Source organism: Microbacterium sp. Au-Mic1 (genome assembly GCF_021341785.1).
Lineage (GTDB): Bacteria > Actinomycetota > Actinomycetes > Actinomycetales > Microbacteriaceae > Microbacterium.
Genome location: NZ_JAJTTF010000001.1, coordinates 294,698 through 309,066, shown reverse-complemented (window position 1 = coordinate 309,066; position 14,369 = coordinate 294,698). Strand labels below are relative to the sequence as shown.

10 protein-coding genes are annotated in these 14,369 nt (G+C 69.6%); 4 read left to right on the top strand and 6 right to left on the bottom strand.

Annotated elements, in window-relative coordinates:
• Positions 1–16: 16 nt before the first annotated feature.
• A complete protein-coding gene (locus LXM50_RS01450; RefSeq protein ID WP_233309328.1) occupies positions 17–790 on the top strand; it encodes an MIP/aquaporin family protein in 774 nt (257 codons plus the stop codon).
• A gap of 30 nt (positions 791–820) precedes the next feature.
• Positions 821–2,335, top strand: a complete 1,515-nt coding sequence (gene glpK / locus LXM50_RS01445; protein ID WP_233309327.1) for a glycerol kinase GlpK — start codon at positions 821–823, stop codon at positions 2,333–2,335.
• Positions 2,336–2,417: 82 nt separating this feature from the next.
• On the opposite strand, the gene LXM50_RS01440 is transcribed toward glpK, so the two are convergent.
• From LXM50_RS01440 to LXM50_RS01430, 3 genes are all read right to left on the bottom strand, one after another.
• On the bottom strand, positions 2,418–4,520 hold the full coding sequence (locus tag LXM50_RS01440; protein ID WP_233309326.1) for a hypothetical protein: 2,103 nt from the start codon (positions 4,518–4,520) through the stop codon (positions 2,418–2,420).
• Between the two features lie 223 nt (positions 4,521–4,743).
• Complete coding sequence (gene ffh / locus LXM50_RS01435; RefSeq protein ID WP_233309325.1) at positions 4,744–6,294, bottom strand: signal recognition particle protein; 1,551 nt, start codon at positions 6,292–6,294, stop codon at positions 4,744–4,746.
• A gap of 44 nt (positions 6,295–6,338) precedes the next feature.
• A complete protein-coding gene (locus LXM50_RS01430; protein WP_233309324.1) occupies positions 6,339–6,926 on the bottom strand; it encodes a TetR/AcrR family transcriptional regulator in 588 nt (195 codons plus the stop codon).
• A gap of 85 nt (positions 6,927–7,011) precedes the next feature.
• On the opposite strand from LXM50_RS01430, the gene lipB reads away from it, so the two are divergent.
• A complete protein-coding gene (gene lipB, locus LXM50_RS01425; RefSeq protein ID WP_233309323.1) occupies positions 7,012–7,653 on the top strand; it encodes a lipoyl(octanoyl) transferase LipB in 642 nt (213 codons plus the stop codon).
• Entirely contained in the window at positions 7,650–8,639 is a 990-nt protein-coding gene (gene lipA / locus LXM50_RS01420) for a lipoyl synthase (RefSeq protein ID WP_233309322.1), read from the top strand. Before lipB ends, lipA begins: the two co-directional genes overlap by 4 nt.
• Before the next feature lie 131 nt (positions 8,640–8,770).
• Here lipA and LXM50_RS01415 read toward each other — a convergent pair whose 3' ends face one another.
• The 3 genes from LXM50_RS01415 to smc all read right to left on the bottom strand — a co-directional run bounded on the left by LXM50_RS01415 (position 8,771) and on the right by smc (position 13,942).
• Positions 8,771–9,271: a DUF2004 domain-containing protein gene (locus LXM50_RS01415; RefSeq protein WP_233309321.1), complete on the bottom strand. Its 501-nt coding sequence runs from the start codon at positions 9,269–9,271 to the stop codon at positions 8,771–8,773.
• Between the two features lie 80 nt (positions 9,272–9,351).
• Positions 9,352–10,227, bottom strand: coding sequence for a signal recognition particle-docking protein FtsY (gene ftsY, locus LXM50_RS01410; protein WP_233309320.1), 876 nt, complete (start codon positions 10,225–10,227; stop codon positions 9,352–9,354).
• 88 nt (positions 10,228–10,315) lie between these two features.
• Positions 10,316–13,942: a chromosome segregation protein SMC gene (gene smc, locus LXM50_RS01405; RefSeq protein WP_233309319.1), complete on the bottom strand. Its 3,627-nt coding sequence runs from the start codon at positions 13,940–13,942 to the stop codon at positions 10,316–10,318.
• Between the last annotated feature and the right edge of the window lie 427 nt (positions 13,943–14,369).

The following is a 14,369-nucleotide window of genomic DNA, read 5'->3' as shown; positions in this document are numbered from 1 at the left end:
AAAGGTCAATGGCGACATGCCTGATGTGAATATGGGCCTCTACTTCGTGTCCGAGCTGGTCGGCACCGCGATGCTGCTGCTGCTCGGCTGCGGCGTCGTGGCGAACGTCGCCCTGGTGAAGAACAAGGGCTTCAACGGCGGCTTCCTGATGGTCAACTGGGGATGGGGTCTGGCGGTCTTCGCCGGTGTTCTCGTCTCCGCCTACTCCGGTGCGATCCTGAACCCCGCGGTCGGCATCGGGCTGTTCGTGCAGCACCTGCTCGACCCCGCCAAGGGAATCGACTTCTCCCACTACGCGGTCGCCACGGCCGCGGAGCTGCTCGGGGCGATCCTCGGAGCGGTGCTCTGCTGGCTCGCGTACAAGCAGCACTTCGACGAGGAGCCCGACCCGGCGAACAAGCTCGGCGTCTTCTCGACGGGCCCGGCGATCCGCTCCTACGGCTGGAACCTCGTCACCGAGATCATCGGCACCTTCGTCCTGGTGTTCGTGATCTTCGCGTTCGCCGACTACGGCGATGTCAAGATCGGCACCCCCGGTGGCCTCGGCGCACTGTCGGCCCTCCCCGTCGCGCTCCTCGTGGTCGCGATCGGCGCCTCGCTCGGCGGCCCGACCGGATACGCGATCAACCCCGCCCGTGACCTCGGCCCACGCATCGCGCACGCGATCCTCCCGATCAAGGGCAAGGGCTCGAGCGACTGGGCGTACTCCTGGGTGCCCGTCGTGGGCCCGCTCCTCGGTGGCACCATCGCCGCGCTGCTCTCGCCGGTGCTGCTGCACCTCGCAAAGTAACCCGAACCGCTATTCAAAGGAGAACTGCACATGGCTGACTACGTCCTCGCCATCGACCAGGGCACGACCTCGAGCCGCGCCATCATCTTCGACCGCAAGGGCAGCATCATCGCCACCGGTCAGAAGGAGCACGAGCAGATCCTGCCGCAGGCCGGCTGGGTCGAGCACGACGCCGCCGAGATCTGGGCCAACGTCCAGGAGGTCATCGGCCTCGCTCTCACCCGCGCGCACCTGACCCGTCACGACATCGCCGCGGTCGGCATCACCAACCAGCGCGAGACCGCGGTCGTCTGGGACAAGACCACCGGCAAGCCGGTCTACAACGCGATCGTCTGGCAGGACACCCGCACGCAGCCCATCGTCGACCGCCTGGCGGCCGACGGCGGCGTCGAGCGGTTCAAGCAGATCGTCGGCCTGCCCCTGGCGACCTACTTCTCCGGCACGAAGATCGCCTGGATCCTCGAGAACGTCGAGGGCGCGCGGGAGAAGGCTGAGGCGGGCGACCTCCTCTTCGGCACGACCGACTGCTGGGTGCTGTGGAACCTCACGGGCGGAGTGCACGGCGGCGTGCACGCGACCGACGTCACCAACGCCTCGCGGACCATGTTCATGGACCTCGAGACCCTGCAGTGGCGCGACGACATCCTCGAGGCCTTCGGCGTGCCGAAGTCGATGATGCCCTCGATCCGCTCCTCCTCCGAGGTGTACGGCGCGGCCGAGGACTCCTCGCTGCTGCGGGAGACCCCGATCGCGGGCATCCTGGGCGACCAGCAGGCGGCGACGTTCGGCCAGGCCGCGTTCAACTCCGGTGAGAGCAAGAACACGTACGGCACGGGCTGCTTCCTCATCTTCAACACGGGCGAGGAGATCGTCCACTCGAAGAACGGGCTGCTGACGACCGTCGGCTACAAGCTCGGCGACGGCCCCACGCACTACGCGCTGGAGGGCTCGATCGCGGTCACCGGATCCCTCATCCAGTGGCTGCGCGACCAGCTCGGCATCATCGACTCCGCCCCCGAGGTGGAGGAGCTGGCCCGTCAGGTCGAGGACAACGGCGGCGTGTACATCGTCCCGGCGTTCTCCGGTCTGTTCGCGCCGTACTGGCGGCCGGACGCCCGCGGCGCGATCGTGGGTCTGACCCGCTACGCGAACAAGAACCACATCGCTCGCGCGGCCCTCGAGGCGGTGGCGTTCCAGACCCGCGACGTGCTCGACGCGGTCAACGCCGACGCCGGAGTGGACCTCACCGAGCTCAAGGTCGACGGCGGCATGGTCGCGAACGATGCGCTCATGCAGTTCCAGGCCGACGTGCTCGGAGTGCCTGTCGTCCGCCCCGTGGTCGCCGAGACCACGGCCCTGGGCGCCGCCTACGCCGCCGGTCTCGCCGTCGGCTTCTGGACGGGCCTGGACGACCTGTCCGCGAACTGGCAGGAGGATCGCCGCTGGGAGCCGAGCATGGACGGCGCCGAGCGCGACCGCCAGCTGCGGCTGTGGCACAAGGCCGTCACCAAGTCGATGGACTGGGTCGACGACGACGTGAAGTGACCTGAGATGAACAAGGCGGGCCCGGAGGAACGATCCTCCGGGCCCGCCTTTCACGTCCGGACTGCGGGATGCGCCGGACCCGTCAGAGAGTCAGCGCCGCCTTGACCGGGGCGCTGCGATGGAGGTCGCCGCCGAACGCGACGAGCTGGAACTGCCGTCCGCCGGCGAGATCGACCGCCTCGGCGAAGAACACATCACGGTGCACCCGGCCCAGCCACGTGGTGCCGGCGTCCCCGATCTGCAGCACGTCGTAGCCGACGGCGTCGGACTGCAGATCCCAGGCGAAGCTCAGGTGCCGTCGCCCGCCTCCGGCATCCCCCGCGTCGGCGACCTGGAAGCCGGTCGGCGTCGCGGGCTTCAGCGGCTTGCCGGCCTCTCGCAGCGACACCCGTCCGAGACGGCCGTCCCCGCCGGTCCGTAGCGAGATCCGCGCGATGCGTCGGCCACGTACGTCGACCCCGCCCGTCCAGCTGTTCCAGCCCGCCGACGTCGACGTCGTCAGCGGCCGCCAGTCGATCTCCGCGGGCGCGTCCTGCCACGTGATCCCGAGGTCGATCGACGACAGCCCCTGGGCGCGGACGTCGACCGCCATCGCCTTCGCCGCCGTCAGGTCGGTCTTGAACAGGTGCGTCACTCCCCCGCCGCGCAGAGCGAGGCTGTGCCCGCTGCCGTAGCTGGTGGACTCGTCGAGCGTGACGACGACATCGCCTTCGGTCCAGAACTGCCAGGTGAGCGCCCTGTCGGCGCTGCCCATGTTGTCCCAGCCCCGATCGCGCACGTTCGCGCCCTCGAGAAAGAACGCGGATCCCACGCCGACGTTGAAGTCGGTCGCGATCGGCAGCGCGCTGTAAGGAGAGCGCTCGGTGATCCAGTGCGCGATGCCGTCCCATTGCCGATAGTTCAGCGTGTCGGTCCGATACGGAGGCATGCGGGGCTCGACCCGCCCCGATGTGCCAGGGTTCCCCGTGGGGCCGGACCAGAACCGCTGCTCCAGGTCGCGATACGTCGCGCGTCCATCCGCGGTCGACGTGGCGCCGTCCCACGACCCGTTCAACCAGATCTGAGAGTCCACGAACAGCGCGACCGAGGTCGGCGCGGGCCGGCCTGGGCCGGCGACGCTGCCGAAGTCCTCCTCGGGCCGGAACCCGCCCTTCTGATGCTCGACGCCGGCGAAACCCACCACGCGCGGATCGCGGCCGGCGGCGACGGCCGATGCAGCGCTCTTGCTGAGATCGCGGTCCGCGCCCCCGGTCGTCGCCTGCCACCAGTAGTTCATGAACAGCGAGTCGTAGATCGGCGCGTCCGGGGTGCCCAGCCAGCGCAGGTTGTTCTCGCTGAGCCGGTTCTCGTAGCTCACCTCGCCGCTGTCGAAGTCCGCCGAGTCGTAGCCCTGCAGGTAGAAGTCGGGATCCGTGCGCTTCAGATAGCGCAGGAAGTCCTGGAACTTCTTGATCTGCGCGGCGCTGACGCTGCGCTCCTGGTTGATGAACAGCCCATCGAATCCGAAGTACTTGCGGATCTCGATCATCTTGTCCGCGACCGGGAAGGATCCGTCACCCGCCTGAACGAGGAACGCGTCGAAGTCGACGGGTCGAGGCCAGAACCAGCCGCCGATGGAGCGGGCGCCGTTCTTGTGGGCCGCCTCGGTCCAGCCCGGATTGGGGATGTCGATCACGCCGTACGGTCGTCCGGGTGTGCGCTTCCCGTCGATCATCTCGATGGGCGCCGACCCCTTGACCTGCCCGTGCCAGGTGCCCCAGATGTCGATGTACGACCAGTACCGCTGCGTGTACACCTGCGCCTCCAGGCCGATCGCCTGGTTTTGCCCCTCATAGATGCTCCCCGCATCGTCGATCGTGAGCGTGGACAGCTGCACCGCGGGGTCGAGATCGGGATGCGCCTGCGTGGCGGCGAAGGGCGCGATGCGTGCAGCCCGTGGGATCAGACAGCGCAGGTGCCGCGCCCACGGCGTCGAACCGGGGTCGAAGGCGAGCAGGTCGTCGGCGGCCCAGCCGAACGTGTAGGGGCCGGGCGGCGTTCCTCCGGATGCCGGCACGGGCGCGGCCGGGCCGGTTCCGGCGGCGGGACGTTCTGCGGCGCCGGCGAGACCGGGCACACCGGTCAGCAGCGCCGCCAGCCCGACACCTCCGACGGTCAGGAATGTTCTGCGATTCAGATCAGCCATGTGCACCCTCCAGGTTGCGCTCCGTTGCGTGGCGGATCCGCGCCCGTGACGCGACGCGAAGCCGCGCCAAGGCTATAACGCTTTAGTGTCAGAGGGCGAGGTTCGGACTCGGCGGGTCGAGGCGCGTGTCGCCGGGAGATCCGTCATCTCCGCGCCGGGCGCCGTCGCCGCACGCAACGCGGGCGCCGGGCCGGATCGGCCACGGCGCCCGCGCGCGTCGGTGTCAGTTCTTGCCGAACAGCTTCTGGATCTCGGCCATGTCGGCCTCGCTCGGCGCCGGACGACCACCCAGGCCGAAGCCCGACCCGGTCGCGGCCTCGCCGCTGCCGACGCCGGCGTTCTCGGCGGCGCGCTTGGCCGGGTTGCCGGAGCGGGACCCGGACCCCTTGCCCTTCTTGCCGCGCTTCGAGGAGGCTCCGGGCCGCCCCATCCCGGGCACCGGCCCCATGCCGGGGATGTTCGGGGTACCACCGCGGGCGACGGTCTTCATCATCTTCGCCGCCTGATCGAACCGCTGCACGAGCTGGTTCACGTCGGTCACGGTCATACCCGAACCGCGCGCGATGCGCAGGCGGCGGGAGCCGTTGAGGATCTTGGGGTTGCGGCGCTCCCCCGGCGTCATCGAGCGGATGATCGCCTCGGTGCGATCGATCTCGCGCTCGTCGAAGTCCTCGAGCTGCTGCTTCATCTGGCCCATGCCCGGGAGCATCCCGAGCATCTTCTTCATCGAGCCCATCTTCTTGAGCTGCTGCATCTGCTCGAGGAAGTCCTCGAGGGTGAACGTCTCGGTCGCGAGCTTCTCTGCGACCTTGAGCGCTTCAGCTTCATCGAACGCGCTCTGAGCCTGCTCGATGAGGGTGAGGATGTCGCCGAGGTCGAGGATCCGGCTCGCCATGCGGTCGGGGTGGAACGGCTCGAGGTCGTCGAGGCCCTCGCCCGTCGATGCGAACATGATCGGACGGCCCGTGACGGAGGCGACCGAGAGCGCCGCGCCGCCGCGGGCGTCGCCGTCGAGCTTGGAGAGCACGACGCCGGTGAATTCCACGCCGTCCTGGAACGCCTTGGCGGTGTTGACCGCGTCCTGACCGATCATCGCGTCGATGACGAACAGCACCTCGTCGGGGTTCACCGCGGAGCGGATGTCGGCGGCCTGCTTCATGAGCTCGGCGTCGACGCCGAGGCGTCCTGCGGTGTCGATGATGACGATGTCGTGCTGCTGCCGGCGCGCGTGCTCGACGCCGTCGCGCGAGACGCGCACGGGGTCACCGACGCCGTTGCCGGGCTCGGGAGCGTAGATGGTCGCTCCGGCCTGCTCGGCGACGACGGTGAGCTGGGTCACGGCGTTCGGACGCTGCAGGTCGGCGGCGACGAGCAGCGGCGTGTGCCCCTCGCCCTGCAGCTGCTTGGCGAGCTTTCCGGCGAAGGTCGTCTTTCCGGACCCCTGGAGTCCCGCGAGCATGATGACGGTCGGCGGGTTCTTCGCGAATTCGAGACGGCGCTGCTCGCCGCCGAGGATCGCGACGAGCTCCTCGTTGACGATCTGGACCACCTGCTGAGCGGGGTTCAGCGCCTTGTTGACCTCGTCGCCCAGTGCGCGCTCGCGCACCTTCGCCGTGAAGTCCTTGACGACCGGCAGCGCGACGTCGGCGTCGAGCAGGGCGCGCCGGATCTCGCGGACGGTGCCGTCGACATCGGCGGCGGACAGCTTGCCCTTCGTGCGCAGGTTGCGGAAGGTCTCGGTGAGCCGATCGGAGAGGGTGCCAAAAGTAGCCATGGTGCTCCGATTCTACGCGAGCGGATCCCCCGCTCGCGGCGCCGTCACCCCCAGTGCAGATCGGCGATCCGAGGCAGCGCGTGCTGCAGCTGCGCGAGTGGCGACCCGTGGCCCGCGCCACCCTCGGCCCAGACCCGCAGCGAGGAGAGCACGACGACCGCGTAGGCGGCACCGAGCACGTCCGCACGGATCCGCTCGACGCCGGCACCGCGCGCGGCCTCGGAGAGGGCGACGGCGAGCCGGCCCTGGCGCAGGGCGGATTCGCGCTGCAGTTCCTCCCCGAGACCCATGGCCTGCGCGTTGCCGAACGCGAGCGCCAGCGGATCCGGCTCGAGCCCCTGCAGGATCGCCGCGAGCACCGCCTCGATCCGGACCGAGTCGGCGCCCGCATCCGGCTCCGCGAGCGCCGCGACGGCATGGTCGAGACGCTCGTCGAAACCCGACCAGAGCACATCGCTCTTGGAGGAGAAGTAGTTGAAGAAGCTCGACCGGCTCACCCCTGCGCGCTGCGCGATGCCGGCGATCGACGTGCCCTCGTACCCGGACTCCAGGAACAGCTCGCAGGCCGCCTCGGCGATCGTCTCGCGCGAGGAGACCCGGGGGCGGCCGACGCCGCGGGCAGGGGTGGTCACCACGACACCGTATCGCGATGCGCCGATCCGGCGATTCACCCCTATTATTGAACCGCATACAACAACTCGATCAGAAGGATCGGTCATGCTCGACATCCAGACGGTGGGCCTCGCCCCCGCGTTCGTCCCGTATCTCGACGGCTGGGATCTGCAGCGCCGTGTTCATGCCGAGGTCGTCGCCGGCACCCGCCCCGACACGCTGCTGCTCCTCGAGCACGAAGCGGTCTACACGGCCGGCAAGCGCACGGAGCCGCAGGAGCGCCCCCAGGACGGCACGCCGGTGGTCGATGTCGATCGCGGCGGCAAGATCACCTGGCACGGCCCGGGGCAGCTGGTGGGCTATCCGATCGTCCGCCTCACGGAGCCCATGGACGTGGTCGCTCACGTCCGCCGGCTGGAGCGGCTGCTGATCGAAGTGCTGCGTCCCCTGGGCGTGGACGGGTACCAGGTCGAGGGCCGCAGCGGTGTGTGGGTGCGCCGACCGCTCAGCGAGGACAAGGTGGCGGCGATCGGCGTGCGCGTGCAGCAGGGCGTGACCATGCACGGCTTCGCGATCAACTGCGACAACACGCTCGCGGGATTCCGCGGCATCATCCCGTGCGGCATCACCGATGCCGGTGTCACCACGGTGAGCGAGGTGGTCGGCCGAGAGGTCGCCCCCGCCGACATCGCCGACGCGGTCGCCATGGCGTTCGCCGCGGAGTACGCGACGGAGGTGGCCGCATGAGCGCCGCTCCCGAGGGCCGCAAGCTCCTGCGTCTGGAGATCCGCAATGCGGAGACCCCGATCGAGCGCAAGCCGGAGTGGATCAAGACCAAGGCGCGGATGGGGCCGGAGTACAAGGCCCTGCACTCGCTCGTGAAGGACGAGGGTCTGCACACCGTGTGCCAGGAGGCCGGCTGCCCGAACATCTTCGAGTGCTGGGAGGACAAGGAGGCCACGTTCCTCATCGGCGGCTCCCAGTGCACCCGCCGCTGCGACTTCTGCCAGATCGACACCGGCAAGCCTGACGCCTACGACACCGATGAGCCCCGCCGCGTGGCCGAGAGCGTGCAGCAGATGGGTCTGCGCTACGCAACGGTCACCAGCGTCGCGCGCGACGACCTGCCCGACACCGGCGCATGGCTCAACGCCGAGACCGTGCGCAAGATCCACGAGCTCAACCCGAACACCGGTGTCGAGCTGCTCGCGAACGAGCACAACGCCGACCCCGCGTTCCTCGGCCAGATCTTCGACGCCCGCCCGGAGGTCTTCGCGCACAACGTCGAGACCGTGCCGCGCATCTTCAAGCGGATCCGCCCGGCGTTCAAGTACGAGCGCTCCCTCAACGTGATCACGCAGGGCCATGAGGCCGGTCTCATCACGAAGTCGAACCTCATCCTCGGCATGGGCGAGGAGCCGGAGGAAGTCGTGCAGGCACTGCAGGACCTGCACGACGCCGGCTGCGACATCATCACGATCACGCAGTACCTGCGCCCCACACCTCGTCACCTGCCGGTGTCGCGATGGGTGAAGCCCGACGAGTTCGTCGCCTTCAAGGAGGAGGCGGAGCGGATCGGCTTCCTCGGCGTGCTCGCCGGCCCACTCGTGCGCTCGTCCTACCGCGCGGGGCGACTGTGGGCGCAGTCGATGACGTCCAAGGGCCGTGAGATCCCGCCGCACCTGGCGCACATCGCCGCCAGCGCAGACCTCGGCTTCGCGCAGGCCGTCTGAGACAGCCCTCCTCGCGGTCGTTGAGCGAGCCCCGAGCGCAGCGAGGAGCGAGACGAAACGCGGTCACTTTCATGCGGCGGCGTTTCGTCTCGGTCGCCTTCGGCGTCCTCGCTCAACGACCCCGATAAGACTCAGTCGGCGCTCATGACCGAGAGCACCGAGCCGTCGGATCCGAAGTTCACCAGCAGAACGTCGTCGTCGCCGTCCGCGTCGAGGGCGTACTCGAGCACCGCGAACGGCTCGCTTCCGCCGTGCTCGTCGACGAGCAGGGTCATGCTCATCAGGCGGAGCGAGCGGATGATGTCGACGGCGGCGTCACCGCTCACATCGACGAGATAGTCGGTGAGCTCGTCGCCGAATTCCTCCTGCTGCTGCAGGATGTACTCGGTGACCTCGCTGGTGCGGTCGTCGACCTCGGCGAGCATGCCGCGACGGGCCTTGTCGTCGATGGCTTCCAGGCCGGACACGAAGGCTGCCGCGATGTCGAGCGACTCGCGGGACACGTCCTCCTGGTCGGGCGCCGTCAGATCCACGGTGAGGGCATGGTCGCCGAACTCCACCGTCTCGGACCAGAAGATCGATCCGTCCGGTCCCGAGGACAGCAGTCCGAAGAAGTCGTGTTCGATCGCCATACCGCTATAAAACCAGCCTTGTCCGCAGGGCGGTAGTCCGTCGCGCGCGTGCCGCCGACAGGTTCTTCCGCATCATCTGATCAGGACCCGACGAGCGCCTGCACGAACACGTGCGGCGTGAAGCCGGTCAGGTCGTCGATGCCCTCGCCCTGGCCGAGGAGCTTGACCGGGATGCCGGTGCGCTCCTGCACGGCGAGCACGAATCCGCCCTTCGCGGAGCCGTCGAGTTTGGTGAGCACGAGGCCGGTGACCCCGGCGTGCTCGAGGAAGGCCTCCGCCTGCATGACGCCGTTCTGCCCCGTCGTCGCGTCCAGCACGAGCAGCACCTCGCTGATCGGCGCCTGCTTCTCCACGACCCGGCGGATCTTGGACAGCTCGTCCATCAGCCCGCCCTTGGTGTGCAGGCGTCCTGCCGTGTCGATGATGACGATCTCGGTGCCCTCGCGTTTGGCGTAGTCCACGGTCTGAAAAGCGACAGAGGCGGGATCCTGCCCGTGCTGCTGCGGGCGCACGATCGCGGCGCCCGCGCGCTGCGCCCAGGTCGCCAGCTGCTCGACGGCCGCCGCACGGAAGGTGTCGGCGGCGCCCACCACGACCGAGCGCTGGTAGCCGCGGAGGAACTTCGTGAACTTGCCGATGGTGGTGGTCTTGCCCACGCCGTTCACTCCGACGACGAGCACGACGGCCGGACGCTCGGTGAGCTTGAGCGTGGTGTCGAACTTCGCGAAGTGCTCCTCGAGCGTCTCCCGCAGCATGCGCTGCAGATCCTTCGGATCGGTCGTGCGGTACTTCTCGACCTTGGCGCGCAGCTCCTCGACGAGCCGCTCGGTGATGTCCGGACCGAAGTCGGCGGTGAGCAGCGCGGTCTCGAGATCGTCCCAGGTCTCCTCATCGATCGTGGGCTTGACGAACATGCCGCGCAGCGCGCGGCCGAGGGACCAGGACTTCTCCGCCATGCCTCCAGCCTACGGGGAGGAGCCCGTCGGATCCGGAGTGTTCGCCGACGGCGCGCGGCCGTCGCCTGCTGCCGTCCGGAGCTGCTGCCTAGACCGTCGCGGCGGCGCGATCGCCGACACGCTGGCCGACCACGGCCGACACCCCGTCCTGGCGCATCGAGACGCCGTAGAGCGCGTCCGCGATCTCCATGGTGCGTTTCTGGTGCGTGATGACGAGCAGCTGGGAGCTGGCGCGGAGCTGCTCGAACACCGTGAGCAGGCGGCCGAGGTTGGCGTCATCGAGCGCCGCCTCGACCTCGTCCAGGATGTAGAACGGGCTGGGGCGGGCCTTGAAGATCGCGACGAGCAGCGCGACGGCGGCGAGCGATCGCTCCCCACCGGAGAGCAGCGAGAGGCGCTCGATCTTCTTGCCGACCGGGCGCACCGCGACCTCGATGCCGGTGTTCAGCAGATCGTCGGGATTCGTGAGCGAGATGCTGCCGGCGCCACCAGGGAACAGCAGCGGGAAAACCTCGCCGAAGGCCTGCCGCGTGTCCTCGAACGCGGACGCGAAGATCGTCTGCATGCGCTCGTCGAGCTCGGCGATGATCGTCAGCAGGTCCTGCCGGGTCTTCGTGAGATCCGCGAGCTGTTCGGTGAGGAACGCGTGGCGCTGCTCGAGCGCCGCGAACTCCTCGAGGGCGAGCGGGTTCACCCGGCCGAGCTGGGCGAGCTTGCGCTCCGCATCCTGCAGCCGGCGCTGCTGGATGCGGCGGTCGAACGGAATGCCGTCCGCGATCGGGACGCTCACGTCGCGAAGGGGCGGGTCGCCGGCGTCGTCCGCGTCGTCGCCCTCAGCGGCCTCTTCCGCCATGGCGGCCGCGAGCAGGTCCTTGGAATCGCGGGTCGCACCGGGATCGCGCGGAACCAGCTGCTCAGGTCCATATTCCGCGATCAGAATATCTTCGTCCAGAGCGAGCTCGGACTGGACACGCTCGAGCAGGCTGGACAGGTGCAGCTTCTTCTCGTGGATCTGCAGCTCGAGACCGTGCACGCTCTCGGTGAGCCCCGCGAGGCGCTCGCGGATCGAGGAGTCCTGCCGCCGCAGCTCGCCCAGCTCCTCGTTCTGCGCCGAACGGGCGGACTCGGCGGCGGCGAGTGCCAGACGCGCCTCCGCGACCGAGCGGTCCAACGAGTCGAGGATGCGCGGCAGCTCGGCGGCCACCCCGGAGGCGGTCTCCCGCTGGGCACGGCGGACGACCGCGCGTCGTGCGGCTTCCGCCGCGGCCTCGCGTTCCCGCTCGCGCTGTCGTTCCAGCGACGCCACCCTCGCCTCCGCGGCACGGACCCGCTCGCGCAGGGTCTCGACACCGAGGCGCGCCTCGATCTCGGCTTCGCGGGACGCCTCGAGGGCTTCCAGCAGACCGTCTCTCGCCGAGCCGTCGAGCACGGGGCGCGGCGTGGCCTCGGCCCCGGCCAGGGCGTTCTTCGCGGTGTCCGCGTGGGCCTCGGCGTCGGCGACGGCCGACTGCGCCTGAGCGAGACCGGCCTCGAGGCGCTCGCATTCGGCGACGGCCGACTCGTGCTGCACGACCACCCTGTTGACCTGCTCGGTGTGCGCGGCCAGCGCGGCGTCGTGCTCGCGCAACGTCCGCAGCGCGTCGCGGGACACGCGTCGCGCGATCTCGAGCGTCTCGGTCGCATCCTCGCGCGCCTCGCGCAGCGAGTCGACGACGACCCGCACCTCGTCGAGGCGGTCGACGGCCGCGTCGCGCTCCGCGATAAGCTCCAGGCGCGAGCGCTCCCCACCGGATCCGGTGTGCAGAGTGTGCGCCGTGAGCACTTCACCGGAGCGCGTGACGATCGTGAGCGGCGTCCCGGAGGAGTTCGCGGCGGCGGCGGCATGCGCGCCACGGGCTGCAGCCAAATCCTCGACGACGACAACGTGCGAGAGGATTCCCAGGATGCCGGCCGGTGCGGTCACGACCTGCACTGCCGGCGTCGCCCCGGCGATGCCGGCATCGCTGACGGCCACGGCCGCGCCTTCGGCGATGACGATGTCGTACGCACCCGCGGTCGCGTCGTCGCCGGCGAGGAGGAAGGCCGCGGCCACGTCGTCCACCAGCACGCCCTCGGCGAGCGGGCCGAGCACGGCGGCGATCGCCGCCTCGAACCCCGGCTTCACCTGCACCGCGTCGCCGACGAGTCCGCGCACACCGGCGAAGCCGGCCGCGACGATCTCCGCAGCGCCGCCGGTGACAGCGATGGCGCTGCCCAGAGCGGAGGCCTTCGCAGTCAGCGCCTCGGATTCGCGCTCGGCAGCGTGCAGCCGCTCGCGCAGTTCGCCGAGTGCCGTCTCGGACGCGACGGCTCTGGCCTGCGCTCGCTCGTACGCCTCGGCGTGCTCCGCGGCCGTACCCTCGGGTGCCTCGCCCTCCTCGATCCGCTCGCGCGCCTCCGCGGATTCGCGCCGACGCCCGTGCGCGGCCTCCAGCGCGTTCTCCTGACGCAGCACCGCGCCGCGGACGGCGGCCAGCGCCGACGCGGCCGCCTCCGCCTGCCCGCGCAGGGCCGTGAGGCGCATGTCGTGCGCGGAGACGAGGGCGCTCTGTTCAGCGATGTCGACGTCGAGCGCATCCAGCTCCGCCCGCGCGTTCGCGACCTCGCGGGTCGCCTCGTGCGCGGCATCCTGTGCGCGGCCGATCCCTGACGAGATCTCCTCGGCCTCGTGCCTCGCCTCGTCGATCGTCGCCTGCGTGACGGTGACAGCCGCGACCGCGGCATCGTCGTCGTCGGATCCGAGCAGCGCGAGCTTCTGGTTGGCGAGCGTGAACAGGCCGCGCATGCGTTCCTGCACCTGTTCCAGCCCGAACGAGATCCGCCGCGCCTCGTCGACGGCCGCGGAATTCTGCAGTGCCTCGAGCCGGATGATCTCGGCACGGACCCGGTCGCCCTGCTCGCTGAGCACCACGCGCTCGGCGTGACGCTCGTGCTCATTGCGGGTGTGGTCGGCGAGCGCTGTCCGAAGCGTCACCACGTCGTCGGCGAAGAGCCTCGCCTTGGCGTCGCGCACGACCGCGGCGATGGTCTGCGCCTCGCGTGCGATCTCGGCCTGACGTCCGAGCGGCTTCAGCTGGCGGCGGATCTCCCCCGCGAGGTCGCTGAGCCGCGTCAGGTTCGTCTCCATCGCATCGAGCTTGCGGAGGGTCTTCTCCTTGCGGCGCCGATGCTTGAGGATCCCTGCGGCCTCCTCGATGAAGCCGCGCCGATCCTCCGGCGAGGCCTGCAGCACCGTGTCCAGCCGGCCCTGCCCGACGATGACATGCATCTCCCGGCCGAGCCCGGAGTCGCTGAGCAGCTCCTGCACGTCGAGCAGGCGGCAGTTCTCGCCGTTGATCGCGTACTCGCTCGATCCATTGCGGAACAGCGTTCGACTGATCGTCACCTCGGCGTACTCGATCGGCAGCGCGCCGTCGCTGTTGTCGATCGTCAGCTGTACCTCCGCGCGTCCGAGCGGACCACGCGTGGAGGTGCCGGCGAAGATGACGTCCTCCATCTTGCCGCCGCGCAGGGTCTTCGCCCCCTGCTCCCCCATGACCCAGGCGAGCGCGTCCACGACATTCGACTTGCCGGATCCGTTCGGTCCGACGATGCAGGTGACGCCCGGCTCGAAGGCGAACGTGGTCGGCTGCGCGAAGGACTTGAACCCCTTGAGGGTCAGGCTCTTCAGGTGCATGGGCACGCTCGGCGGTCGGCGAAGTTCACGGCGTCTACGCTATCGCGGCGGCTCCCCCGGAACGCGAGGGAAACGCCCGAGGTCCAGGCTTTTCTGAGTGCGCGCTTGACGTCTGCTGTGAAACTTCGCTAGCGTTGCAGGTCCTGAGCCGAGAAAGGAGGTTGCCGACATGATGATTCGCTCTGATTTCACCCCATTCCGTGGGATCGATGCGCTCTCGGCGACTTCCGCCGGCCTCCGCGCGCGCCACGCCGCGTAGCAGGCGCATTCTCCCTCGCCCCGGCTTCTGGCCGGCCTGACGCTTCGTGCGTCTGCGATCCGATCCGCGACCATCTCGTCGCAGGCTGGTCGCCCACCCGATCCGGGACTCCGCGTCCCCGGATCCCTGACGGTCCTGACTCCGTTTCCCGGACCGCCTCCACACCCG